Source organism: Herbaspirillum sp. C7C2 (genome assembly GCF_022627865.1).
Taxonomy (GTDB): Bacteria; Pseudomonadota; Gammaproteobacteria; order Burkholderiales; family Burkholderiaceae_D; genus Herbaspirillum; species Herbaspirillum frisingense.
This window is the reverse complement of the sequence record NZ_JABXGI010000014.1, coordinates 34,796-58,446: the sequence shown is the minus strand read 5'-3', so window position 1 is coordinate 58,446 and position 23,651 is coordinate 34,796. Positions and strand designations below refer to the sequence as shown.

21 protein-coding genes are annotated in these 23,651 nt (G+C 65.1%); 10 read left to right on the top strand and 11 right to left on the bottom strand.

Annotated features, from left to right (window positions below; all coding sequences use genetic code 11):
* The first annotated feature begins 151 nt into the window (after window positions 1–151).
* Window positions 152–334 carry a hypothetical protein gene (locus tag HWE04_RS17075; RefSeq protein ID WP_006462830.1) on the top strand — a complete coding sequence of 61 codons (183 nt, stop codon included), beginning with the start codon at window positions 152–154 and terminating at the stop codon, window positions 332–334.
* Window positions 335–610: 276 nt separating this feature from the next.
* Here the strand turns inward: HWE04_RS17075 and HWE04_RS17070 are convergent, their stop codons facing one another.
* Complete coding sequence (locus HWE04_RS17070) at window positions 611–1,816, bottom strand: diguanylate cyclase (protein WP_241813169.1); 1,206 nt, start codon at window positions 1,814–1,816, stop codon at window positions 611–613.
* 343 nt (window positions 1,817–2,159) lie between these two features.
* Here HWE04_RS17070 and dacB point away from each other — a divergent pair, with 343 nt between their 5' ends.
* Window positions 2,160–3,605, top strand: a complete 1,446-nt coding sequence (dacB, locus tag HWE04_RS17065; protein WP_241813168.1) for a D-alanyl-D-alanine carboxypeptidase/D-alanyl-D-alanine endopeptidase — start codon at window positions 2,160–2,162, stop codon at window positions 3,603–3,605.
* A gap of 24 nt (window positions 3,606–3,629) precedes the next feature.
* Here the strand turns inward: dacB and HWE04_RS17060 are convergent, their stop codons facing one another.
* Genes HWE04_RS17060 through HWE04_RS17050 form a run of 3 tightly spaced genes read right to left on the bottom strand, consistent with a single transcriptional unit; the run spans window position 3,630 to window position 5,639 of the window.
* Entirely contained in the window at window positions 3,630–4,157 is a 528-nt protein-coding gene (locus HWE04_RS17060) for a TPM domain-containing protein (protein ID WP_182992677.1), read from the bottom strand.
* 1 nt (window position 4,158) lies between these two features.
* Window positions 4,159–5,025, bottom strand: a complete 867-nt coding sequence (locus HWE04_RS17055) for a TPM domain-containing protein (protein ID WP_241813167.1) — start codon at window positions 5,023–5,025, stop codon at window positions 4,159–4,161.
* A gap of 20 nt (window positions 5,026–5,045) precedes the next feature.
* Complete coding sequence (locus HWE04_RS17050) at window positions 5,046–5,639, bottom strand: LemA family protein (protein WP_006462825.1); 594 nt, start codon at window positions 5,637–5,639, stop codon at window positions 5,046–5,048.
* 165 nt (window positions 5,640–5,804) lie between these two features.
* On the opposite strand from HWE04_RS17050, the gene pyrF reads away from it, so the two are divergent.
* Window positions 5,805–6,623, top strand: a complete 819-nt coding sequence (pyrF, locus tag HWE04_RS17045) for an orotidine-5'-phosphate decarboxylase (protein WP_006462824.1) — start codon at window positions 5,805–5,807, stop codon at window positions 6,621–6,623.
* Between the two features lie 88 nt (window positions 6,624–6,711).
* Here the strand turns inward: pyrF and HWE04_RS17040 are convergent, their stop codons facing one another.
* The 3 genes from HWE04_RS17040 to thiL form a co-directional block, all read right to left on the bottom strand.
* Window positions 6,712–7,194 carry a CinA family protein gene (locus HWE04_RS17040; protein WP_006462823.1) on the bottom strand — a complete coding sequence of 161 codons (483 nt, stop codon included), beginning with the start codon at window positions 7,192–7,194 and terminating at the stop codon, window positions 6,712–6,714.
* 132 nt (window positions 7,195–7,326) lie between these two features.
* Window positions 7,327–7,872, bottom strand: a complete 546-nt coding sequence (locus HWE04_RS17035; protein ID WP_039874945.1) for a phosphatidylglycerophosphatase A family protein — start codon at window positions 7,870–7,872, stop codon at window positions 7,327–7,329.
* Window positions 7,869–8,846, bottom strand: a complete 978-nt coding sequence (thiL, locus tag HWE04_RS17030) for a thiamine-phosphate kinase (RefSeq protein WP_241813166.1) — start codon at window positions 8,844–8,846, stop codon at window positions 7,869–7,871. Before thiL ends, HWE04_RS17035 begins: the two co-directional genes overlap by 4 nt.
* 576 nt (window positions 8,847–9,422) lie before the next feature.
* On the opposite strand from thiL, the gene HWE04_RS17025 reads away from it, so the two are divergent.
* The 6 genes from HWE04_RS17025 (at window position 9,423) to HWE04_RS17000 (ending at window position 19,051) form a co-directional block, all read left to right on the top strand.
* Window positions 9,423–11,735 carry an NADP-dependent malic enzyme gene (locus HWE04_RS17025; protein ID WP_077238338.1) on the top strand — a complete coding sequence of 771 codons (2,313 nt, stop codon included), beginning with the start codon at window positions 9,423–9,425 and terminating at the stop codon, window positions 11,733–11,735.
* 450 nt (window positions 11,736–12,185) lie between these two features.
* The gene (locus HWE04_RS17020) at window positions 12,186–13,538 is read left to right on the top strand and encodes an MFS family transporter (protein ID WP_006462819.1); all 1,353 of its coding nucleotides are present in this window, start codon (window positions 12,186–12,188) and stop codon (window positions 13,536–13,538) included.
* Window positions 13,539–13,670: 132 nt separating this feature from the next.
* Window positions 13,671–15,479, top strand: a complete 1,809-nt coding sequence (locus HWE04_RS17015; RefSeq protein ID WP_241813165.1) for a sensor histidine kinase — start codon at window positions 13,671–13,673, stop codon at window positions 15,477–15,479.
* Window positions 15,479–16,816, top strand: a complete 1,338-nt coding sequence (locus tag HWE04_RS17010) for a sigma-54-dependent transcriptional regulator (protein WP_241813163.1) — start codon at window positions 15,479–15,481, stop codon at window positions 16,814–16,816. The genes HWE04_RS17015 and HWE04_RS17010 overlap by 1 nt, the downstream gene beginning before the upstream one ends.
* A gap of 146 nt (window positions 16,817–16,962) precedes the next feature.
* Entirely contained in the window at window positions 16,963–17,601 is a 639-nt protein-coding gene (locus HWE04_RS17005; protein ID WP_241813161.1) for a carbonic anhydrase, read from the top strand.
* Between the two features lie 265 nt (window positions 17,602–17,866).
* A complete protein-coding gene (locus HWE04_RS17000; RefSeq protein WP_241813159.1) occupies window positions 17,867–19,051 on the top strand; it encodes a thiolase family protein in 1,185 nt (394 codons plus the stop codon).
* A gap of 97 nt (window positions 19,052–19,148) precedes the next feature.
* Here HWE04_RS17000 and mctP read toward each other — a convergent pair whose 3' ends face one another.
* From mctP to HWE04_RS16980, 4 genes are all read right to left on the bottom strand, one after another.
* On the bottom strand, window positions 19,149–20,642 hold the full coding sequence (gene mctP, locus HWE04_RS16995) for a monocarboxylate uptake permease MctP (protein WP_166758091.1): 1,494 nt from the start codon (window positions 20,640–20,642) through the stop codon (window positions 19,149–19,151).
* Window positions 20,642–20,821 (bottom strand): DUF3311 domain-containing protein, encoded by a 180-nt coding sequence (locus HWE04_RS16990; protein ID WP_102663322.1) that lies wholly within the window; start codon window positions 20,819–20,821, stop codon window positions 20,642–20,644. Before HWE04_RS16990 ends, mctP begins: the two co-directional genes overlap by 1 nt.
* A 428-nt stretch (window positions 20,822–21,249) precedes the next feature.
* Complete coding sequence (locus HWE04_RS16985; protein WP_241813158.1) at window positions 21,250–22,281, bottom strand: aldo/keto reductase; 1,032 nt, start codon at window positions 22,279–22,281, stop codon at window positions 21,250–21,252.
* Window positions 22,278–22,721: a MerR family transcriptional regulator gene (locus HWE04_RS16980; protein ID WP_241813157.1), complete on the bottom strand. Its 444-nt coding sequence runs from the start codon at window positions 22,719–22,721 to the stop codon at window positions 22,278–22,280. The genes HWE04_RS16985 and HWE04_RS16980 overlap by 4 nt, the downstream gene beginning before the upstream one ends.
* A gap of 181 nt (window positions 22,722–22,902) precedes the next feature.
* Between HWE04_RS16980 and HWE04_RS16975 the strand changes: the two genes are divergently transcribed.
* A complete protein-coding gene (locus tag HWE04_RS16975) occupies window positions 22,903–23,646 on the top strand; it encodes a 2-keto-4-pentenoate hydratase (RefSeq protein WP_241813156.1) in 744 nt (247 codons plus the stop codon).
* Window positions 23,647–23,651: the final 5 nt, after the last annotated feature.

Here is a 23,651-nt window from a genome sequence, read left to right as displayed (position 1 = left end):
CCGGGCGGTGCCTGCGCTGCTGTGCAGCACCGATTGTTCCCGCTGCTGCCTTGTCTTCCATGTCGTGCGACCTATACTCCAGACGAGGCAAGCCCCATCAAGAGTACGCGCACCACGCGCAAGACCAAGAAACTCGACCAGGAGACGCATCATGCCCAACCTCATCATGAACAACCTCATGTTCTTCATCCCGATGGCCCTGGCGGGCTTGTTGTTGTGCGGGGAGGTCCCGGTAGCGTCACGGATGGTCCGAACCAGTTTGAGAGCAGTGGGCGCGGTCTTTGGCGCGCTGCTCGCCCTTTTAGTACTGGAGGCACTGCCAGTGCTAATTTAGCGGGCTTTCTGCGGCCCGCTTTGCCGCTCGTTGCGGCAATGGCCGGGGCATCGGTGCAGGCATTTCCAGGGAACCAGCCTATTCTTTGAGTTTGCCGATCGCCCCGCCTTGATTTCCCTAGGTCGATGTTTTCACAGTGGTCTCGTGGCGGCCCCGAAAACATCGGCCTTTTTTGCGTCTGCTTTTCTCGCCTGCCGGTGTCCTCGGGCAGATGCCCCTCCTCCGGTCACTCCATTGACCTACCCTTCCTGCACCATCGTCGCCGTTGGTCGCTGATCAGGGTGCAGCGTTCCTGCGCGCCAGGCTGGCATCCCACACCACCAGGCGATCGCGACCACTTTCCTTGGCGCAGTACATGGCGTGGTCAGCGCGCTGCAACCAGACGAAGTGGGCTTCCATGTCCGCCGAGAAGGGCACCAGTCCTGCGCTGACGGTGCAACCGTATAAATTGTTTTCATCATTTGTGCTGCGCGCCGCCTCGACCAGGCGTTGTGAGAGCTGCAGCGCTTCGGCGGGGGCGATGTCACGCAGGATGACCACGAATTCTTCGCCCCCGTAGCGACCGATGAGGTCGTCTGCCCGCAGTGCAGCACGCAGCAGGCGCGAGAAATTGCGCAAGACTTCGTCGCCCGTGAGGTGGCCGTGGGTATCGTTGATGCTCTTGAAATGGTCCAGGTCCAGCAACAGCAGGAAGGCCTGGTGACTCCCCGCGCCGCCCTGGCTGCGCTGTTCGAATTCCGCGATCAGCAGGCTTTCCCAGTAACGTCGATTGAACAGCCGGGTCAGGCCGTCGGTCTGGCTGACGATCTCGAACTCCCGTGAGCGCTCGGCCAGCTTCTTGGACATTTCATAAGTGGACTTGCCCAGCGCCAGCGGGTACAACGCCATCATCGGCAGGCAGGCGAGGACGGTGGTCAGGTCCGACTGCGGCAGGAAGTGCGCATCCAGCAGCCACCAGCCCAGCGCGCAGGCGGCGATGCTGGCATACAGTCCGCGCATGAACAGGCGCAGGCCGCCAGCGGCGATATTGTCCATCGACAGCATGGAGATGATGACCGCGCTGGGGATCAGGTTGCCGTTGAGGGCGGCGATCCAGAAGCCGCCGATGGCGGCATCGATGACCAGATTGCGCCGCTCGGCGCGATAGGGGATGGCGCTGTTGAGCGCCCAGTGGCGCGCCACGTGCGGCCACAGGTAGCCGTGGCCGAACAGCGCCAGCCAGAGTGGCCAGATCACCGGATTCTGCATGAAACCGGCTGCCACGCAGAAGAAGCCGACCCCCAGGCCGATCACGCGCAGGCGATAGATGCGCTGTACGAAGCGCACTCCCTTGCCGATCAATGCCTCCGGCGGCATGTCGTCAGCCCGCCCCGGGCGCTGGCGGTAAAGTGCCACCGGGTCGACCAGCTCGCGCAGCCTACGCAGCAGCGTCGGCGGCGAGCGCGATCCGGCGCGCTGCTCGTTGTTGGAACGGGATGGCATGGTGTGCTGTTGTTCTTTCGATCCGGTCCATTCGGGGCTGGCCATCCCGGCGTAACGGCAGGGCCAGTGCGATGACGTACGTACCGATTCAAAAAAGGGGTCCGCAAGCGTAACCCCACTACCACATTGCAGGCAAGCCTGGATCGACCCGGTGTGCGCGAGCCTTGATCTCGAGCAGGGCGGGAACCCGCGCCGATGACCGTTTGTCAGTGGGATGGCAGTGTCGCACGGCGGTATGACGCCCTGATGTCCCGATGCAGCAGGGGTGATCCCTGCCACCCCCGTCGGCGCAAGCGACATTGTCGATCCCCTATAATGCCTGCTTCCCGTCGACCCGCTGATCATGTTCCGTTTCTCCTCTCCTGCGCTGCGCCGCCTTTCTCTCTCGTCCTTCACGCTGGCCGTCGCGCTGCTGGCGCCTGCATCGCCGCTGTTTGCGCAAGGTCTGCCGCCACCGGTGGTGGGCGCGCTGCGCGTGGCGCATATCCCGCTGCAGAACACCGGCGTGGTGGTGGTCGATGCCGAGAGCGGCAAGCGCCTGCTGGCGTCCAGCAATGTCGGCCAGCCCTTCAACCCTGCCTCGGTCATGAAGCTGGTGACCACCGACGCTGCGCTGGAGATGCTGGGCCCCACCTACACCTGGAAGACCCAGGCCTACATCGATGGCAGTCTGGCTGGTGGCGTACTCAATGGCGACCTGATTCTCAAGGGCGGTGGCGACCCCAAGCTGGTGCTGGAAAATTTCTGGCTGTTCCTGCGCCAGCTGCGCGCACGCGGCATCAAGGACATCCGCGGCAATCTGGTGCTGGACCGCAGCTATTTCGCCGAGTCCAGTTATGACCCCTCGCAGTTCGACGGCGATCCGCAGAAGCCCTACAACGCCGGCCCCGATGCCTTGCTGCTGAACTACCGTACCCAGGCCTTCCGCTTCGAGCCGGATGCCGCCGCCGGTGTGGTCAATGTCAGCATGGACCCGCCCATGGCCGGTTTCACCATCACTCCCCCGCGCCTGTCGCAGGAGCCTTGCGGTGACTGGCAGGGCAAGCTGATGCTCAACAACGACATCAATGGTGCCAGCTTCGGTGGCACCTACGCTGCCGATTGCGGGCCGCGGGTGTGGTACGTGCACCCCTACCGCATGAACAATGCGCAGTATGTCGGTGCCAGTTTTGTCCAGATGTGGGCCGAGATGGGTGGCAGTTTTTCCGGGCGCGTGGTCAACGGGGTGGTCACGCCCTCGGCGCGGCTGATGGTGGAGGTGCAATCGCCGACGCTGCCGGAAGTCATCCGCGACATCAACAAGTACAGCAACAACGTCATGGCGCGCCAGGTGCTGCTTACGCTGGGCGCCGAGATGACCGGGCAGCCGGGCGACACGGTCAATGCCGCACGCGTCGTGCGCGGCTGGCTCAACGACAAGGGCATCGATACCAATGGACTGGCCATCGAGAATGGCGCCGGCCTGTCGCGGGTGGAGCGGGTCACGCCCTCGCTGCTAGCCAGCGTGCTGGTGCAGGCCTACCGTTCGCCGCTGATGCCGGAATTCATTTCCTCGCTGCCGCTGGTGGGCTATGACGGCACCATGCGTCGTCGTCTGAAGACGCAGAGCGTGGCCGGCCAGGCACACATCAAGACCGGTACCCTGAACGATGTGCGCTCGATCGCCGGCTACGTGCAGGCGGCCTCGGGCAAGACCTATGTGGTGGTGTTCCTGATCAACCACGCTGCCGCACCCAATGGGCAGAAGGCGCAGGATGCCTTGCTGCAGTGGGTGTACGAGAACGGTTGAGGCGTCAGCTCCAAGGCGGCTTGTCTACAGCAGCAGGGGCTTGTCGGAGAGTTCGTTGTGGTCGCGGTCGTCATCCTGGCGCGGCATCGCCGTCTGTAGCAGCGCATGCAGGGCGGCCAGCGCTTGCAGGGTACTGGCTTCGTAATCACCCCTGGCATAACCCGCCGTCATCAGGCGGCACACCTCTTGCCACTGCTCGCGGGTGACATGTCGATTGATGCCACGATCAGCGACGATTTCCACCTTGCGGTCGGCCAGGTTGATGTAGACCAGCACGCCGCAGTTTTCTTCGGTATCCCAGATGCGGTAGTGCGAAAACAGTTCGTGGGCGCGTTGTCTGGCGCTTTCGCCGCGTCGCACGGCACCCAGTGACAATGCCGCTTCGACAATCACGCGGACCTGCGCCCGGTGTCGTTGCTCCCCTTCGCCGATGCTGGCCTGGATGGCCTTGAGCGTGGTCGAGGGGAAGGCACGCCGCGCCGTGGTGCGGGTGCTGCGCAGATGGCGCAGCAGGCGCACCGGCAGGGAAGGGGATGGAGTGTTGTGAGGCATGTCACCAGTCTCCTGAAGCGCCGCCACCATCGAAGCTGCCACCACCGCCGGAGAACCCGCCACCGCCGGAGGAGCCGCCGAAGCCTCCACCACCGCCACCCCCAGAGCGCGGCCAGCCGCGTCCGGAGGCGGCCTGGCGTGCCGCTTCGTCGAGGATGCTGCCGATGATGACGCCGGCCGTGGTGGCGCGTCCCCGGCCTCGGCCCCAGTCGTTGTTGTCCAGTGTGTTGCGGGCGCCGCGGCGCGACTTCAGCAGCATGGCAAAGAACACCACCAGGAACAGCACGATCACCATCAGCGTCAACCAGCCACCACCGTCATCGGTCTGCGCAGGCCCGGTGTGGCGCTGGGCGGCGGGCAGTTTTTCCTGTTCCAGCAGGGTGGTGATGGCAGTCACGCCGGCGGCCAGGCCGCCGTAGAAATCGTTCTGGCGGAAATGCGGTGCGATCACGTCTTCCAGGATGCGCTTGGATTGGGCATCGGTGAGGCTGCCCTGCACGCCGCGTCCGGCTTCGATGCGCAGGCGCCGCAGCGACTTGGGATTGTCGCGGGCGACGATGAGCAGCACACCGTCATCCACACCCTTGCGGCCCAGTTGCCAGGCATCGGCCACGCGGATGCTGTATTGCTCGATGGCTTCCGGCGCGGTGGAGGACATCAGCAGTACCGCGATCTGGCTGCCGGTGCGCTGCTCGATCTCGGCCAGCACGCCTTCCAGGGCCTGCTGCTGTTGCGGCTGCAGCAGGTGGATCTGGTCGATGACGTGGGACGACAAGGGCGGCACGGCAACCAGGCCGTCATCGGCCCGGGCCAGGCCAGCCAGGGGCAGGAGGATCAGCAGCCAGCAGGTGATGAGCAGCTTGCGCATGGCGGACCGGGGTGGGCAGATTACTTGCCGAAGTTGACCGCGGGGGCGGTCGAGATGGCTTTTTCGTTATCCACCGTGAAGGACGGCTTGACCTCGTAGCTGAACAGCTTGGCGGTGAGGTTGGTGGGGAAGCTGCGCGCCAGGATGTTGTAGTCCTTGACCGCTGCGATATAGCGCTGGCGGGCCACGGTGATGCGGTTCTCGGTGCCTTCCAGTTGCGATTGCAGGTCGCGGAAGCTGGCGTCGGCCTTCAGTTGCGGGTAGTTCTCCGACACCACCATCAGGCGCGACAGCGCCGAGGACAGCTCGCCCTGCACCTGCTGGAACTTGGCGAAGGCCTGCGGATCATTGAGCACCTCCGGCGTGATCTGGAAGCTGGTGGCAGCGGCGCGGGCGCGGGTGACGGCTTCCAGGGTGTCCTTCTCGTGCGAGGCATAGCCCTTGACGGTGTTGACCAGGTTGGGGATCAGGTCGGCGCGGCGCTGGTACTGGTTGACCACTTCGCCCCAGGCGGCCTTGGTGGCCTCGTCCTTGGCCTGGAACTCGTTATAGCCGCAGCCGGAGAGGGTCAGGGCCGTCATGGCGACGGCCAGCCAGGCGAAGAGTTTTTTCATGTTGTCTTTCCTCGTAGCAAAAGTGAAGCAATGAGAGCGCATGAGACCGGAAAATCCGCGCCAAGTGCCCGATGTTCCGGGAAAACCGCTGAACATCAGTCAAATATCGAGATCGGGCCATGCCGGCGCGCTACAATAGCGCATCTTTCAGTTAAAGGCACCACCGTGACATTCATCGAGAAACTCAACGCTGCGTGGACTTCGCGCAATTCCCTGCTGTGCGTGGGCCTGGACCCCGACCTCAAGAAATTCCCGGCCGAGCTGCAAGGCCGCCCGGACGCGATCTTCGAATTCTGCCGCGCCATCATCGATGCCACCGCCGAGGCCGCCTGTGCCTTCAAGCCGCAGATCGCCTATTTCGCCGCGCTGGGTGCGGAAGAACAGCTGGAGCGCATCTGCGCCTATCTGCGCAGCAACTATCCCGAGATCCCCCTGGTGTTGGATGCCAAGCGCGGCGATATCGGCGCTACCGCCGAACAATACGCCCGCGAAGCCTTCGAGCGCTATGACGCCGATGTCGTCACCGTCAGCCCCTACATGGGCTGGGACTCGGTCTCGCCCTACCTGGAGTGGAAGGATCGTGGCGTGATCGTGCTGTGCCGCACCTCCAACGCCGGTGGTTCGGACCTGCAGTTCCTGGAAGTCGATGGCAAGCCGCTGTACCAGCACGTGGCGCGCCTGGTGGCCGAGAAGTGGAATACCAACGGTCAGTGCGGCCTGGTGGTGGGTGCGACCTTCCCGCACGAGCTGGCGCAGGTACGCGCCATCATCGGTGACATGCCCCTGCTGGTCCCGGGCGTGGGCGCCCAGGGCGGGGACGTCGAAGCCACCGTGAAATCCGGCAGGACCGCCGCCGGCACCGGCATGATGATCAATTCCTCGCGCGCCATCCTGTACGCCAAGCCGCAGGAAGGTGAAGACTTCGCCGCGGCCGCGCGCCGCGTGGCCATCGAAACGCGTGACGCGATCAACCGCTTCCGCTGATCCTGAAGCGACGGTGCCATGAAAAAGGCGGCGACTCCGATGGAGCGCCGCCTTTGTCTTGATGGGGCCGGATTCAGTCCGACCGCATTCAGTCTGCCAGCAACTTGAGCAAGCCCTTCAGCGCATGATCCACCGTCTGCGCGCGTACCTGCTGGCGGTCGCCCTTGAAGACCAGGCGCTCGGTATAGGTCTTGTCGCCTACCCGCCAGCCGAAGCAGACGGTACCCACCGGCTTGCCCGGCACCGCGCCACCGGGGCCGGCGATGCCGGTGGTGGAGACGGCCAGGTCCGAACTGCTGTTGGCCACCGCGCCCTCGGCCATGGCGCCTGCGATCTCCTCGCTGACGGCACCATGCTGGGCGATCAGGGCTTCGGAAATGTCCAGCAGTTCATTCTTGGAAGCGTTCGAATAGGTGACGAAACCGCAGTCGAACCATTCCGACGATCCGGCGATCTCCGTGATGGCGTGGGCAATGCCGCCGCCGGTACACGATTCTGCAGTGGCGAGCAGCAGGCCCTTGGCTTTGAGAGTCTGGCCCACGCGGGTGGCTAGGTCTATCGTGCTGTCCATGAGTGTCATCCTCGGCTGTGCCGCTGTCTCGGCCCGTCGTGCGGGGCGGACCACGGTCGGTTGATCAACTTGCGCGAACTAGCATACTCCGATGTCGGCTCTTGTTGTATCGGACAAGCGCTGATTGTTCACTTACCAGTAGGCGCGCCAGAAGGCAAAGACCAGCAGGGTATAGAAGGCGGCCAGGATGTCGTCCCACATCACGCCGAAGCCGCCCTTGAAGCGGCGGTCGAACCAGGCGATCGGCGGCGGCTTGACCATGTCGAAGAAGCGGAACACCACGAAGGCCGCGAACTGCGTCTTCAGGCTGGCCGGCGTCACCAGTACCAGCACCAGCCAGAAGGCGATGATCTCGTCCCACACCATGCTGCCGTCGTCGGGCGAGTTCAGTGCCTGGCCGGTGCGATGGCAGGCCCAGATACCGATGATGAAGCCGGCCACGATGATGGCCAGCCAGTTGCCGGCCGTGAAGACATGCGGCCAGCGCGTGGAGAGCACCGCGAAGGAGAGCCAGGCGAACAGCGTGCCGGCCGTGCCGGGCATGATGGGCGAGAGACCGCTGCCGAAACCCTGGGCGATCCAGTGGGCCGGATGGGCCAGCATGAAATGCGCGGTCGCTTTGCGTTTCTTCGGGGCGGGTGGGGGCGGCGGGGGGAAGGGCGTGGCAGCTTGGTTCATGAACGGAAATGGTCGAAGGAATCCGGCGTGTCCTGCAGGGGTTCGCCTGCCGCATCCAGCAGGCGCAGGCCGGCAGCCGCATCGATGCTGCCGATGCGGGTGACCGGCGTGCCGGCGGCCTGCGCGGCCTTGTAGACGGCATCGCGCTGGCGTACCGGAGCGGTGAAGCAGAGTTCGTAATCGTCACCACCGGAGAGCGTAAAGCGGCGGCGCAGGTGCAGGTCGCGCTGCTGCAGCGCCGGGCCGGGCGGCAGGGCGTCCACGTCCAGCGTCGCGCCGACGCGGGAGCGCGTCAGGATGTGGCCGAGGTCACCGGCCAGGCCATCCGAGATATCGATGGCGGCGTGGGCGATGCCGCGCAGGGCCAGGCCCAGCGCCACGCGCGGGGTCGGTGCGTGCATGCGCGGCGCGGCGACGGCCAGTTCTTCCGCATTGACGGCCTGGTCGTCGCTGAATTCGCGGCGATAGCCGGCCAGTGCCAGGCGCGCATCGCCCAGGCTGCCGGAGACCCAGATATCGTCACCGACGCGCGCGGCGTCGCGGCGCAGCGCCTGCTGCGGCGGCACTTCGCCGAACACGGTGATGCTGATGGTCAGCGGACCCTTGGTGGTGTCGCCGCCGATCAGTTCGCAGCCATGTTCATCGGCCAGCGCCAGCATGCCCCGGGAAAACGGCGCCAGCCATTCGGCGCGGGCTTCCGGCAGGGCCAGCGCCAGCGTGAAGGCGATCGGCTGCGCCCCCATGGCGGCCAGGTCGGACAGGTTCACGGCCAGGCACTTGTGGCCCAGCGTGGCGGGATCGGCATCGGGGAAGAAGTGGCGGCCGGCGACCAGCATGTCGCTGGAAATGGCCAGTTGCATGCCCGGTGCCGGTGTCATCAGCGCGCAGTCGTCCCCCACGCCGAGCGCCGTGCGGCTGTCGGGGGCGGGTGGGCGGCTGAAATAGCGCGCAATGAGTTCGAATTCGGAAAGCATGGGGCCGATTGTAACCAATCCGTCATGGCTTCAGGCGCACAATATCCGTCACTCCATGCGTGCGCATTGTGAATTGCTGCGGTGCAGCGAGAGCTGGCCGGGAGGGCGCTATCAAGGCTAGGGCCTGTTCACATTTAATCTGCGAGATGCGTTGGCGCCAAGCGTCGCCTGCCGTTGTTGCAGCTCCTTGCCGTAGCACCACTACGGCGCGTCGCTGCGCCTAGGCAGTCAACGCTTGGCGACCTCTCGCACTCGTAGATTAAATGTGAGCAGGCCCTGGTCCCATGTGTTCCTCAAAGTCTAGGGGTTTTCCCCAATACCCGTCATTGGGAGGCGGTGGCAGCCTGTCGTGCCGGAAATCAAGCTGTGCGCAAATGCGCACATCACACGGTAACCGGACGTCATCTGCCCGCTGAAAGCCCATGTTCGCGAACATCATGTGCCATTGGTGAAACGCCGCAAAGCCAGTCCCGAAAAGGCTTTGCGCGGGGCAGCATAAGGCCGTCGGCCTATGATTGAGGGCCGACCTCTGCTAGAATCGACCCCCTTCGCAAGTCAACTAGAGAATACAGAGTTATGGATTCGATGATCAGTAAGAAAGAAGAAGTGCGTCAGCAACTTCGTCAGGCAGCGCTGGATTACCACGAGTTTCCGACCCCGGGCAAGATCGCGGTCACGCCCACCAAGCTGCTGACCAACCAGCGTGATCTCTCCCTCGCGTATTCTCCCGGCGTGGCCGCGGCCTGCGAAGAAATCGTGGCCGACCCGCTGAACGCCTTCCGCTACACCGCCCGTGGCAACCTGGTGGCCGTCATCACCAACGGCACCGCCGTGCTGGGCCTGGGCAACATCGGTGCGCTGGCCTCCAAGCCGGTGATGGAAGGCAAGGGCGTGCTGTTCAAGAAGTTCGCCGGCATCGACGTCTTCGACATCGAAATCAACGAAACCGATCCGGACAAGCTGATCGACGTCATCGCGGCCCTGGAGCCGACCTTCGGCGGCATCAACCTGGAAGACATCAAGGCCCCCGAGTGCTTCTACATCGAGCGCAAGCTGCGCGAGAAGATGAAGATCCCGGTCTTCCACGATGACCAGCACGGTACCGCCATCATCGTCGGCGCTGCCATCCTGAACGGCCTCAAGGTGGTCGGCAAGGACATCAAGAACGTCAAGCTGGTGGTCTCCGGCGCGGGCGCGGCAGCGCTGGCCTGCCTGGACCTGATCGTCGACCTCGGCTTCCCCATCGAGAACATCTACGTCACCGACCTGGCCGGCGTGGTCTACAAGGGCCGCAAGGAACTGATGGACCCGGACAAGGAGCGTTTCGCCCGCGAAACCGATGCCCGTACCCTGGCCGAAGTGATCCCCGATGCCGACATCTTCCTGGGCCTGTCGGCTGCAGGCGTGTTGAAGCCGGAGATGGTCAAGCAGATGGCGGCCCGTCCGCTGGTGCTGGCCCTGGCCAACCCGACCCCGGAAATCCTGCCGGAAGAAGTGATGGCCGTGCGCGACGACGCCATCATCGCCACCGGCCGTTCGGACTATCCGAACCAGGTCAACAACGTCCTGTGCTTCCCCTACATCTTCCGTGGTGCGCTCGATTCGGGCGCCACCACCATCACCCGCGAGATGGAGATCGCTACCGTCCACGCCATCGCCGAGCTGGCCCAGGCCGAGCAGTCCGATATCGTGGCCTCCACCTATGGCATCGCCAACCTGTCCTTCGGCCCGGAATACATCATTCCCAAGCCCTTCGACCCGCGCCTGATGATCAAGATCGCGCCGGCCGTGGCGCGTGCTGCCGAGAGCTCCGGCGTGGCCGCCCGTCCGATCCAGGACATGGATGCCTACATCGAGAAGCTGGAACAGTTCGTCTACCACAGCGGCACCTTCATGCGCCCGATCTTCCAGGTCGCCAAGAAGGCCGCCGAAGCCAACAAGCGCATCGTCTACGCCGAAGGCGAAGAAGAGCGCGTGCTGCGCGCGGTGCAGGTGATCGTCGATGAAAACCTGGCCAAGCCCATCCTGGTGGGCCGTCCGGAAGTGCTGGAACAGCGCATCAAGAAGTTCGGCCTGCGCCTGCGCCCCGGCACCGACTTCGAGGTCATCAACCCCAACTTCGACAACCGCTACCGCGACTACTGGCAGAGTTTCCTGGAGATGTCCCGTCGCAAGGGCGTCACCGAGCAGTACGCCAAGCTGGAAATGCGTCGCCGCCACACCCTGATCGGCTCCATGGCGATCCACAAGGGCGATGCCGACGGCATGATCTGCGGCACCTACGGCACCACCCAGCTGCACCTGCACTACATCGACCAGGTCCTGGGCAAGCGCGAAGGCGTCAATGTCTATGCCGCGATGAATGCGGTGATCCTGCCCAATCGCCAGCTGGTGATGGTGGACACCCACGTCAACGAAAACCCCAACGCCCGCGAGCTGGCCGAGATCACCATGCTGGCTGCCGAGGAAATGCGTCGCTTCGGCCTGCACCCGCGTGCGGCCCTGCTGTCGCACTCGAACTTCGGTTCCAGCAACAGCGAATCGGCCCGCAAGATGCGCGAAGCGCTGGGCATCCTGCGCGAGATCGCACCGGACCTGGAAGTGGATGGCGAAATGCACGGCGACACCGCGCTCGAATCCAAGCTGCTGCATGCAGTGATCCCGGATTCGCCGTTGAAGGGTGACGCCAACCTGCTGGTCATGCCCAACATCGATGCCGCCAACATCGCCTACAACCTGCTCAAGACCGCATCGGGCAACGGTGTGGCGATCGGCCCCATCCTGCTGGGTTGTGCCAAGCCGGTGCATATCCTGACGCCGTCGGCCACCGTGCGCCGCATCATCAACATGACCGCCCTGTGCGTCATGGATGCGCTGTCGGAGCGTTGATGGCGCGTTGATGGCGCGTTGGTGGTGCATTGATTCAAGCGCAAGACCGTGAAAGCGGCGCATGTCGAACCGACATGCGCCGTTTTTTTTCGTCCCATCCAGCGGGGTGGTCAGGATGGATTCCCGGACATGCGGCGCGGCAGCATTCCGGGAATCCGCCCGGACTTCTGCACGTTTTTCCCTGATCCAGAAATGAAAATGCAATTAAATCAATGACTTACGTGTTTTCGAGGCCCTGCCTGGTTCTTGGCACGAAGTCTGCAATAAGAGCCACAAAACAAAAGCAAAAACGGAGACAGACCTCTGATGCGGGCCAGCATCGTCCACACCCTGACGGCTGCTTGCGTCGCTCTCCTGATTGCCTTGTTCCGGTTCCACCAAAAGCAAGATGACCCGCCGCACGACCGACGCGCCAGCGCCGGGAAGGAGCGGCCCACACAGGAGATATCCATGAGCGACAACGTCAAACTGAGCGCGGCAGAGTACCGCAAGCGCATCTTCGCCATCCTCGGCGCATCCTCGGGCAACCTGGTCGAATGGTTCGACTTCTATGTCTATTCCTTCTGCGCGATCTACTTCGCGCCGGCCTTCTTCCCCAAGGGCGACCCCACCAGCCAGTTGCTCAACACGGCAGGCGTGTTTGCCGCCGGCTTCCTGATGCGCCCCATCGGCGGCTGGCTGTTCGGCCGCATCGCCGACAAGCATGGCCGCAAGACCTCCATGCTGATCTCGGTGCTGATGATGTGCGGCGGCTCGCTGGCCGTGGCCGTGATGCCGACCTACGCCACCATCGGCGCCTGGGCCCCGGCCCTGCTGCTGCTGGCACGCCTGTTCCAGGGCCTGTCGGTAGGCGGTGAATACGGCACCTCGGCCACCTACATGAGTGAGGTGGCGCCCAATGGTCGTCGCGGCTTCTTCGCCTCCTTCCAGTACGTGACCCTGATCGGCGGCCAGTTGCTGGCGGTGCTGGTGCTGTTCGGCATGCAGCAATGGCTGACCAAGGCCGAGCTGATGGCCTGGGGCTGGCGCGTTCCCTTCGTGCTGGGCGCGGTCGGTGCGCTGGTGGCGATGTACCTGCGCAGCTCGCTGGCCGAGACCTCGTCGGCCGGTGCACGCAAGAAGAAGGACGCCGGCACCCTGAAGGGCTTGCTGCAGCACAAGCGCGCCTTCCTGAACGTGGTCGGCTTCACCGCCGGTGGTTCGCTGATGTTCTACACCTTCACCACCTACATGCAGAAGTACCTGGTCAACACCGCTGGCATGGACCCCAAGGTCGCCAATGGCGTCATGACCGGCGCGCTGTTCGTCTACATGATCCTGCAACCGATCTTCGGTGCCATCTCGGACAAGATCGGCCGTCGCAATTCCATGCTCTGCTTCGCCTTCTTCGGCATGATCGGCACCTTCCCCATCCTGCACTTCCTGAAGGACGTGAGCAGCCCGGGCGTGGCCATGGCGCTGGCCATCCTGGCCCTGACCATCGTCAGCTTCTACACCTCCATCAGCGGCCTGATCAAGGCCGAGATGTTCCCGCCCGAAGTGCGTGCCCTGGGCGTGGGCCTGTCCTATGCGGTGGGTAACGCCATCTTCGGCGGTTCGGCCGAGTTCGTGGCGCTGTCGCTGAAGTCGGCTGGCGTGGAATCGGCCTTCTACTGGTATGTCAGCGCCCTGTGCCTGGTGGCCCTGATCATCAGCCTGCGCATGCCCGACCCGCAACGCCATGGCCACCTCAAGGGTGATGTCGCCATGAACCCGGACGAGCAGGACACCGCCGAGCCCGGCAAGCTGCACAAGCCGGCCTGATTGGTGTAACGCCAGTATCAGCGCAGGTTCAGCGCGGCAGCTTCGGCTGTCGCGTTATCATGTGGCCTTCAACGCGGCGCCCAGCGGGGCGCCGCGCTGCTTTTATCCCCGCGGACCTGTCATTTCGAACGCATGCGAGCCAGACGCAACCTGCTGATCCTGATCCTGTTCTTCGCCACCACGCTGCTGGTATGCGGGATCACCTATCGCGTAGCCCTGCGCAAGGCGGCGACCGACCAGCAGAACATGGGCGCGGCGCAATTGCAGATCGCCGCGCTGGACCTGGAATCGATCCTGCAGAAGTACGAGGCCTTGCCCTTTGCCCTGGGCTTCCAGACCGATGTGCGCCAGGTCCTGCAGCATCCCGAGGACGCCCTGGCGGTGGACCGCCTGAACCGCGCCTTCAAGACCATCCAGCAGCAATCCCGGGCAGTCAATATCTTCATGCTGGATCGCCGGGGACTGACGCTGGCGTCCAGCAACTGGGACGATGAGTTCAGCTTTGTCGGGCGCGACTTCGGCTTCCGCCCTTATTTCCGCGAGGCGGTACAGGGGCGGGCAGGGCGCTTCTACGGCATCGGCAATATCTCCAGCGAGCCGGGCTATTTCATCGCGCAACCGATCTACCGGCGCCAGGACCAGGCCGAGGGTGACCTGCCCATCGGCGTCATGGTGGTCAAGGTGGACCTGGCCGAATTCGAACATACCTGGCGCAGCAGCAGCGATCCGATCACCCTGACCGATGCTGGCGGCGTGGTCTTCCTCTCCAACCGGCCGGAATGGAAATACCACAGCCTGCAGGCCCTGAGCGCGCCGGTGCAGCAGGAGCTGGCCGGCACCCACCAATATGCAGACCTGCCCATCACTCCGGTGACGGCGCTGCCACCGGCCCTGCAGCGCGGCTTCGGCACCCACGTCTCGCGCACGGTGGGGCGGCTGGGCTGGCAGCTGATGCTGTTTCCCTCGCAGGCGCGCATGCAGCGCACGGCCATGCTCTCGACCATGGCCGCCGCCCTGTTCATGCTGGCGCTGGCCATTTCGCTGCTGGCCTGGTACCAGCACCGGCGCCGCCTGCAGGAGCGGCTGGAGTCCCGCGATGCCCTGCGCCGCGCCGCCGCGGAACTGGACCAGCGCATCGCCCAGCGCACCGAAGAACTGACCGCCGCCAACCAGGCCATCGCCACCAAGTACGCCAAGCTGCAGCAGACCGAAAGCCTCTTGCGCAGCACCCAGGACGAGCTGGTCCAGGCCGGCAAGCTGGCCATGCTGGGACAGATGGCGGCCGGCGTCACACACGAGCTGAACCAGCCGTTGGCGGCGATCCGCGCCTTTGCCGACAATTCGGTGAAGTTCCTGGCCCGTGGCCAGCAGGCCCAGGTGGCGGAAAACCTGCAACACATCAGCAGCGCCAGCGCCCACATGGGCCGCATCATCGGCCAGTTGAAGGGCTTTGCGCGCAAGAGCGGCGATGCGCCGGTGGCGGTCGATCTGCGCCAGGCCATCGAGGCCTCGGTGCTGCTGCTGTCGGGCGACTTCGAGAAGCAGGGCGTCGAAGTGCGCATCGAACTGCGCGAAGCCGTCCACGTCACCGGCGACGCGGTGCGCACCGAGCAGGTCCTGATCAATCTCTTGCGCAATGCCCTGGATGCCGTCGAAGAGGCGCCGCGCAAATGCGTCTGCGTGCTGCTGGAGGTCGATCACGCCCAGCGCCAGGCGGTGCTGCGCATCCGCGATTCCGGTACCGGCATCGCCGACGAGGTGGCCCCGCACCTGTTCGAACCCTTCTTCACCACCAAGTCTTCCAGCAAGGGCCTGGGGCTGGGACTGGCGATTTCCTCATCGATCGTGCAAGCCATGAATGGTCAGTTGAGCGCGCATAATCATGAACAAGGCGGCGCCGAATTCGTGGTGCGCCTGCCCCTGTTGAAGACGGAGAATTGATGGACAGACAAAGCGGCGCCCAGAGCGCCATCCTGATCGAGGACGAGCAGGCCGTGCGCCACGCCACCGCCCAGGCGCTGGAGCTGGAGGGTTTTACGGTGACCGCCTGCGCCAGCGCCGAGCAGGCCCTGCCTTTGCTGACCCGCGACTTCGCTGGCGTGCTGGTGACCGATGTGCGCCTGCCGGGCTGGTCCGGCCTGCAGGTGCTGGCGCATGTGGTGGCCATCGACCCCGACCTGCCGGTGATCGTGGTCACCGGCCACGGCGACGTCGGCATGGCGGTGGAGGCCATGCGTGCCGGCGCCTATGACTTCGTCGAAAAACCCTTCAGTTCGGACGGCCTCCTGGAGATCGCCCTGCGCGCCCAGGAAAAGCGCAGCCTGGTGCTGGAAAACCGCCGCCTGCGCGAAGCCTGGGCGCATGACCCGGAACTGCCACCGCTGGTCGGCCAGTCGCCCGCCATCGAACGCGTGCGCACGCTTATCCGCAGCCTGGGGCCGGCCGACGTGGATGTCCTGATCAACGGCCAGACCGGGACCGGCAAGGAAGTCGTGGCGCGCCAGCTGCATGCCGCCAGCGGCCGCAAGGGGCCGTTCGTGGCCCTCAATTGCGGCGCCTTGCCGGAAACCGTGTTCGAGAGCGAAATCTTCGGCCACGAAGCCGGCGCCTTCACCGGTGCGCAAAAGCGTCGCATCGGCAAGCTGGAATATGCCGACGGCGGCACGCTCTTCCTCGATGAGATCGAAAGCATGCCGCTGGCCTTGCAGGTCAAGCTGCTGCGCGTGCTGCAGGAGCGGCGCCTGGAGCGCCTGGGCGGCAACGAGTCGGTCGCCATCGATTGCCGCGTGATCGCCGCCAGCAAGGCCGACCTGCTGAAGCTGGCCGGCGAGGGCCAGTTCCGTGAAGACCTGTACTACCGCATCGGCGTGGTTTCCATCGACCTGCCGGCGCTGAACCAGCGCAGCAGCGACATCCCGCTGCTGCTGGCGCATTTCTGCCAGGCGGCGGCGGTGCGTTACCGGCGCGAGTCGCCCCCCTGGACGGCGGCGCAGATGCAGCAGTGGCAACAGCGCGACTGGCCCGGCAACGTGCGCGAGCTGCGCAATTTCGCCGACCGCTGGGTGCTGGGCGTGGAGCAGATCGCCGGCCTTGGTGCGCCTGCCGGCGACCTGCCGGCGTCCCCCTTGCCGGAGCAGGTGGAACAGTTCGAAGCCAGCCTCATCGCCGCCGCCCTGAAGGACAGCGAGGGCAGCGTGGCAGTGGCCGCCGAACGATTGGGGATTCCGCGCAAGACGCTCTACGACAAGATTCGCAAGTACCAGCTGGCGGCCGCTTGAGGCGGGCAGGGAAGAGAAGGGAAAACCAAGCAGCCGGCGGTCCGTGCAGGTTTCGTTCGGTCGAGCATTGCCGACTTGCCAAGGCGTCGATTGCGATTCCGGGCGATAATGCCGGCTGTTGATCATCCAGACCAAGGCATTCCCCCATGCGCGACATCATCAATGGCTTCCTGCGCTTCCAGCAGGACGTCTTCCCTTCCCGCAAGGAGCTGTTCAAGACCCTGGCCACCGGGCAGACGCCCAAGGCCCTGTTTATCTCCTGTTCGGACAGCCGCATGGTGCCGGAGCTGGTCACCCAGCGCGAACCGGGCGACCTGTTCGTCATCCGCAACGCCGGCAACATCGTGCCGTCCTTCGGCCCCGAGCCGGGCGGCGTGAGTGCCACGGTGGAATACGCGGTGGCGCAGCTGAAGGTCTCCGACATCGTCATCTGCGGCCACTCCGACTGCGGCGCCATGACCGCCGTGGCGACCTGTGCCTGCCTGGATCACATGCCGGCCGTGCGCAACTGGCTGCACCATACGGATGCGGCCCGCATGATCAACGAATCCCGTCCGCACGCCACCGAAAAGGACCGTATCGACGGCATGGTGCGCGAGAACGTGATCGCCCAGCTGAACAACATCCGCACCCATCCCTCGGTGGCGGTGGCCTTGGCGCAGGGCCGCCTGGCGCTGCACGGCTGGGTCTATGACATCGAATCCGGCTCCATCCTGGCGCTGGATGCCGCCAGCAATACCTTCGTGCCGCTGGCCGAACATCCGGCCGCGCGTAGCACCGACTGAGGCGCTCTCGGCTGCGCCATCCCCCGCCGTCGTTCGACGGCGGGCCCTCCTCCTGACTTACCGACCCCACGCCGGCAACAGCAAAACTACGAGATGCCAATCTGCGTCCGCAGTGATAGCATCTAGTAAGTTGCATTATGAAAGTAAGTTGCCCTCCGGCCTCTTGTCGGAATGGCAACGGTGTGCCGCTGCCTGTCAGCGCCGCTCGTCGGGTGGTCGCAGGCGGGGCATGGGTGATGAACGACTTGTGAGGAAGGAGCAGGCCATGCAGCAGGAAATCGTGATCAGTTCGCCGCGTCGCACCGCGATCGGCAGCTTTGGCGGCAGTCTGAAGGACGTCCCCGCCGTGGAGCTGGGCGCCCAGGCGATCCGGGCTGTCTTGCAGAACACCCGTATCGCCCCGGAAGTGGTCGATTCGGTGGTGATGGGCAATGTGATCCAGGCCGGCAACGCCATGAACCCGGCCCGCCAGGCCGCGATCAAGGGCGGTCTGCCGGTCGAGACCCCGGCCATGGCGATCAACCGCGTCTGCGGTTCCGGCGCCCAGGCGGTGGTGACGGCACTGGGCGAGATCAGCGCCGGGCTGTCGCGCTGTGTCATCGCCGGCGGCATGGAAAACATGGAACGCGCCCCCTATCTGCTGCCCGGGGCGCGTGCCGGCATGCGCATGGGCGATGGCGCGGTGATCGACGCCATCCTCAGCGACGGCCTCAACGACGCCTTCTCCGGCAAGCATTCCGGCTGGCATACCGAAGACCTGGTGCAGCAGTTCAGCCTCAGCCGCGAGCAGCAGGACCGCTACGCCGCGCAGAGCCAGCAGCGCTTCGCCGCCGCCCAGGCGGCCGGCTACTTCAGCCGCGAGATCCTGCCCATTACCCTCACCAGCAAGAAAGGTGAACAGATCTTCGACCAGGACGAGTCCGTGCGCCCCGACACCACGGTCGAATCGCTGGCCCGCCTGAAACCGGCCTTCCGCAAGGATGGCAGCATCACCGCCGGCAATGCGCCCGGCGTGAATGCCGGTGCGGCGGCGATGATCGTGAGTACCCGCGAGACCGCCGATTCTTTGGGCCTTGCCCCGCTGGTGGTTGTGCGCGCAGCGGCCGTCAGTGGCGTGGAGCCGGGCATGTTCGGCCTGGGACCGGTGCCGGCGATCCGCCAGGCGCTGGCCCGCGCCCGCTGGAACCTGGGCGAGGTGGACCGCTTCGAGATCAACGAAGCCTTTGCCGCCATCGCGCTGGCGGTGCAGCGTGAGCTGGACATTCCGTCCGACATCCTCAACATCGACGGTGGTGCCATCGCCCACGGTCACCCCATCGGCGCCACCGGGGCCATCCTCATCACCAAGGCCGCCCACGCACTGCAGCGCACCGGCCAGCGGCGCGCCGTGGTGTCGCTGTGCATCGGCGGTGGCCAGGGGATTGCCCTGTGCCTGGAAGCGCTGGCCTGAGAACCTCGCGCCACCGGCCTGGAGGAACAAAAAAAGCCGAGCCCGACCACATGGGTCGGGCTCGGCTTTTCTACGACGGGCGCCCGCAGGCGCTCGCTCAGCGCTTCAGTGCGGGCTGCGAACCCTTGCCGAAGATCAGGTTGGCGATCACGGCCACGACCACGTTGAGGGTCAGGGCGATCAGGCCGGTGTAGAGGGTATAGGTCTCGCCACCGATGATGAAGCTATGGACCGGCTTGATGCCATCGGCAAAGGCCATCCAGCTACCTCCGACGATACCCACCGCCCAGCCGCACAGCAGGGCGCGCGCACCGAACCAGCCGACGAACAGGCCGAACACCAGGGCCGGGAAGGTCTGCAGGATCCACACGCCACCCAGCAGCTGCAGGTCCAGCGCGAACTTGGTCGGCAGGAACAGGATGAACACCAGCGCGCCGAACTTGACCACCAGCGACACGATCTTGGCCACCTTGGCTTCGCCTTCATGGCTGATGCCAGGATTGACGTAAGGCTTCCAGAAGTTGCGGGTGAACAGGTTGGAGGCACCGATGGACATCACCGCAGCCGGCACCAGCGCACCGATGGCGATGGCAGCGAAGGCGAAGCCGGCGAACCAGCCCGGGAACAGGTTGTTGAACAGCGCCGGGACCACGTCGTTGTTGGCTTGCACCTTGATGCCAGCGGCATAGGCCATGTAACCCAGCAGCGCGATCAGACCCAGCAGCACGGTATAGGCCGGCAGGAACACCGCGTTCTTGCGGATGGTATTGGCGTCCTTGGCGGCGAAGATGCCGGTCAGCGTATGCGGATACATGAAGGCCGCCAGTGCCGAACCCAGGGCCAGCGAGGCGAAGGGCAGGAACTGCGTGGGCTTCAGGGTCAGGCCGGTAGCGCCACCCTTGAGGGCGAAGGCATCGCGCGCCGAGCTGAACACCGCACCGTAGCCACCCAGCTTCGCCGGCACCACCACCACCGCCACGATCACCACGATGTAGATCATGATGTCCTTGACGAAGGCGATCAGCGCCGGCGCCCGCAGGCCGGCCGAGTAGGTGTACAGCGCCAGGATCACGAAGGCCGCCAGCAGCGGCAGTTCACCGGTCAGGCCCAGGGCCTTGATGACCACTTCCATGCCGATCAGCTGCAGCGCGATGTAGGGCATGGTGGCGACCACGCCGGTCAGGGCGATGGCGAACTCCAGCGGACGCGACTGGTAGCGACCCCAGACCACGTCGGCGGCGGTCACGTGACCGGCCTTGTGGGCGGCACGCCACAGCTTGGGCATGATCACGAACACGATGGGATAGACCAGGATGGTGTAGGGCAGGGCGAAGAAGCCATAGGCCCCCACCGCATAGACCAGCGCCGGCACGGCGATGACGGTATAGGCGGTATAGAAGTCGCCGCCGACCAGGAACCAGGTGATCCAGGTGCCGAAGTTGCGGCCACCCAGGCCCCATTCATCGAGGTGGGCGCCCTTGTTGCTGGGGCCGGCCATCCATTTCGAGGCCATGAAGCCCAGCACGGTGACCAGCACGAAGAAGAACAGGAAGACCCAGAGGGCGGTCCAGTGGATGTTGGTGGTCTCCATCACTCGACTCCCTTTTTCAGGCCATCACGATAGACCAGCCAGATGATCAGGGAAGTCAGCGGCACCCACGCCAGCTGATACCAGTAGAAGAAGGGGAAGCCGAACAGGCTGGGCAGTTCCTGGTTGTAGAACGGTACCCAGAGCAGGGCGATGAAAGGCAGCAACAGCAATAGGCGCAAAGGACTCTTTGCGGATGGGGCAGCGACGGACATCTGTTCTCCTCTGTCGTTTTGAAGGTGGTAGGGCGTTTTTGACGCCCTGTTTTTTTATCCCCCGGACAGGTCATGTCCGGGTATTGATGCTGAACCTGCGCGCAGCGGCAGCCTGCCGACGGATGCGCTCAGCCGGCTGGCTGCAGCCTGGTGGTGAATGTCCCTGATCGTGGATTGTCGGCACGCGGATGCGGCTTTTTTTGTTGGTCGTAGTATTGGCATTTACGACAAGCAGAACAAGCGGGGCACCACGTAGAGCGACTCAGTAGGACTACGTAGGGATGGGGCGGAAGGTCGGTGGTTCGGGGAGGTCGCCGACCCGGCGCCGAGGTCGGCGCCGGGTGCGGGGTCTGCTGCAGGATCGGCCAGGGGGCGGCCAGGGGGCGGCCAGAGAATCAGCCGTTGAGCAGTTTCATGCTGGCTTCGGTGTAGCGCTCACCGGCGGCGGCGCCGCGTGGGAAGACCGCGTCCAGGTTCTGCAGATCCTGGGCAGAAAGCTTCACATTGCAGGCGCCGGCATTTTCTTCCAGATAGTGTCGGCGCTTGGTGCCGGGGATGGGGACCAGATGCGGGTCCTGGGCCATCACCCAGGCCAGTGCCAGCTGACTCGGCGTGCAGCCGTGCTGGCTGGCGATTTCCTTCACTTTTGCCACCAATTGCAGGTTGCGCTGGAAATTCTCGCCCTGGAAGCGCGGATTGCTGCGCCGGAAATCATCCTCGGCCAGATCCTCCACGCGCTGGATGGCGCCGCTCAGGAAACCCCGGCCCAGCGGGCTGTAGGCCACGAAGCCGATGCCCAGTGCGCGGCAGGTGGCCAGCACGTCGCTTTCCGGGTCGCGCGTCCACAGCGAATATTCGCTCTGCAGCGCGGTCACCGGGTGCACCCGGTGCGCCCGCTCCAGCGTCGCCGACGAGGCCTCGGACAAGCCGATGTAGCGGATCTTGCCGGCCCGCACCAGATCGGCCAGCACGCCCATGCTGGCTTCGATGGGGGTGTTGGGATCGATGCGGTGCTGGTAATACAGATCGATGGCCTCGATGCCCAGGCGCTTCAGGCTGCCCTCGACCGCTTGCCGGACATAGGCCGGGCTGCCGTCCACGCCGCGCACGGTGGGATCGGCCGGGTCGCGCTTGAAACCGAACTTGGTGGCGATGAAGAACTTGTCGCGGCGCCCCTTGATGGCACGTCCGACCAGCTCTTCATTGGTGTAAGGGCCATACATGTCGGCCGTGTCCAGCAGGTTGATGCCCAGCTCCAGGGCGCGGTCGATGGTGGCTAGCGATTCCTGGTCGTCGCGCCGGGCGTAGAAATCGCTCATGCCCATGCAGCCCAGGCCGATGGCCGAGACCAGCGGGCCGTTGCTGCCCAGTCGGCGGGTACCGACGGCGGATTCCGGTTGCAGGTGGGAGGTGATGGGTTCGGTCATGGTGCAATCCTTTCTTTGGTTGAGGCCGGTCGGGGCAGCCCTGCCGGAATCGCCGGCGCCATGCGCGCCTGCTGTTCCAGGGTGTCGTACAGCGCCAGCTTGTGGTGCAGCACGGCCAGGTTTTCCTGCAGTTCGGCCAGGGTTTGCTGGACGCTTAGCGTATGGGCCTGCAGCATCGCCTTGCGTTCCACGACACTCTCCACGGTATTGCCGTCGCGCCGCAGCTCGGCGTAGCGCAGCATGGCGCGCACCGGCAGGCCAGTGGCCTTGAGCTTCTTCAGGAAGGCGATCCAGTTCAGGTCTTCCTGGGTATAGCGCCGATGCCGGTTGTCGCGCCGCTCGACCGGATCGAGCAGGCCTATCCTCTCGTAGTAGCGCAGGGTATGCACCGACAGGCCGGTGGCCGCAGCAGCTTGGGCAATGGTCAGGGAAGAGGTCATGGCAGCCAGTCTAGAAGTTGGAGTGCGCTCGAAGTCAAGCGGGCATCGCTGCATTATCGGCCTGTCAGGATGGGCGCGCTGATCGTGGCCGAGACCGGGCCGCGAAGCTGTGCCTTGGGCGATGGCCGCACCAGACAGTACAATGCGCGCTGCCCATTCCCCTCTCATTGCCGGAGCCATCATGCACATCGACGCCGCCACCCAACTTCTGCTCGACGCCCGCCACAGCGGCCTGGCCCTGGACTGGCGCCGGCTGGCGGTGGGCGACGCCGAGACCGCCTACGCGGTGCAGGATGCGCAACTGCGCCGGCTGGGGCCGGTGGGCGGGTGGAAGGTGGGCAGCAAGGGCGATGGCAGCATGCCCGGCTGCGCGCCCCTGCCTCAGTCCGGCATCCTGCCCTCGGGCGCCCGACTGGCCGGGCCGCAGTGGCGCATGCGCGGGCTGGAAGTGGAACTGGCCTTGCGGGTGGGGCGCGACTTCGATCCCGGCACGCAACAGCCCGACGAGGCCGCACTGCGCACCGTCTTCGACGCCATCCTGCCGGCCATCGAAGTGGTGGAGACGCGCCTGGGACATCCGCCCTGCGGCAATCCCTGGGCCGGCATGGCCGACCTGCAGAGCCATGGCGCGCTGGTGACCGGTCAGCCCCAGCCGCTGCCGCCGCAGTTGTCATTGCGCACGGTCGAGGCCAGCCTGGTCATCGATGGCCTGCCCATCACCCGCACCAGCGGCGGCAACCCGGCCGACCTCTGGCCCATGCTGGGCTGGCTGGCGCAGCATTGCGCCCAGCGCGGCCAGCCCTGGCGTCGGGGTCAGATCATCACCACCGGCTCCTGTACCGGCCTGCAACTGGCGCGCGGCGGTCTGCTGGTGGAAGCCGCGCTGGAAGGCGTGGGTGCGGTGTCGCTGCAGTTTGCCAGCTGAGCCTC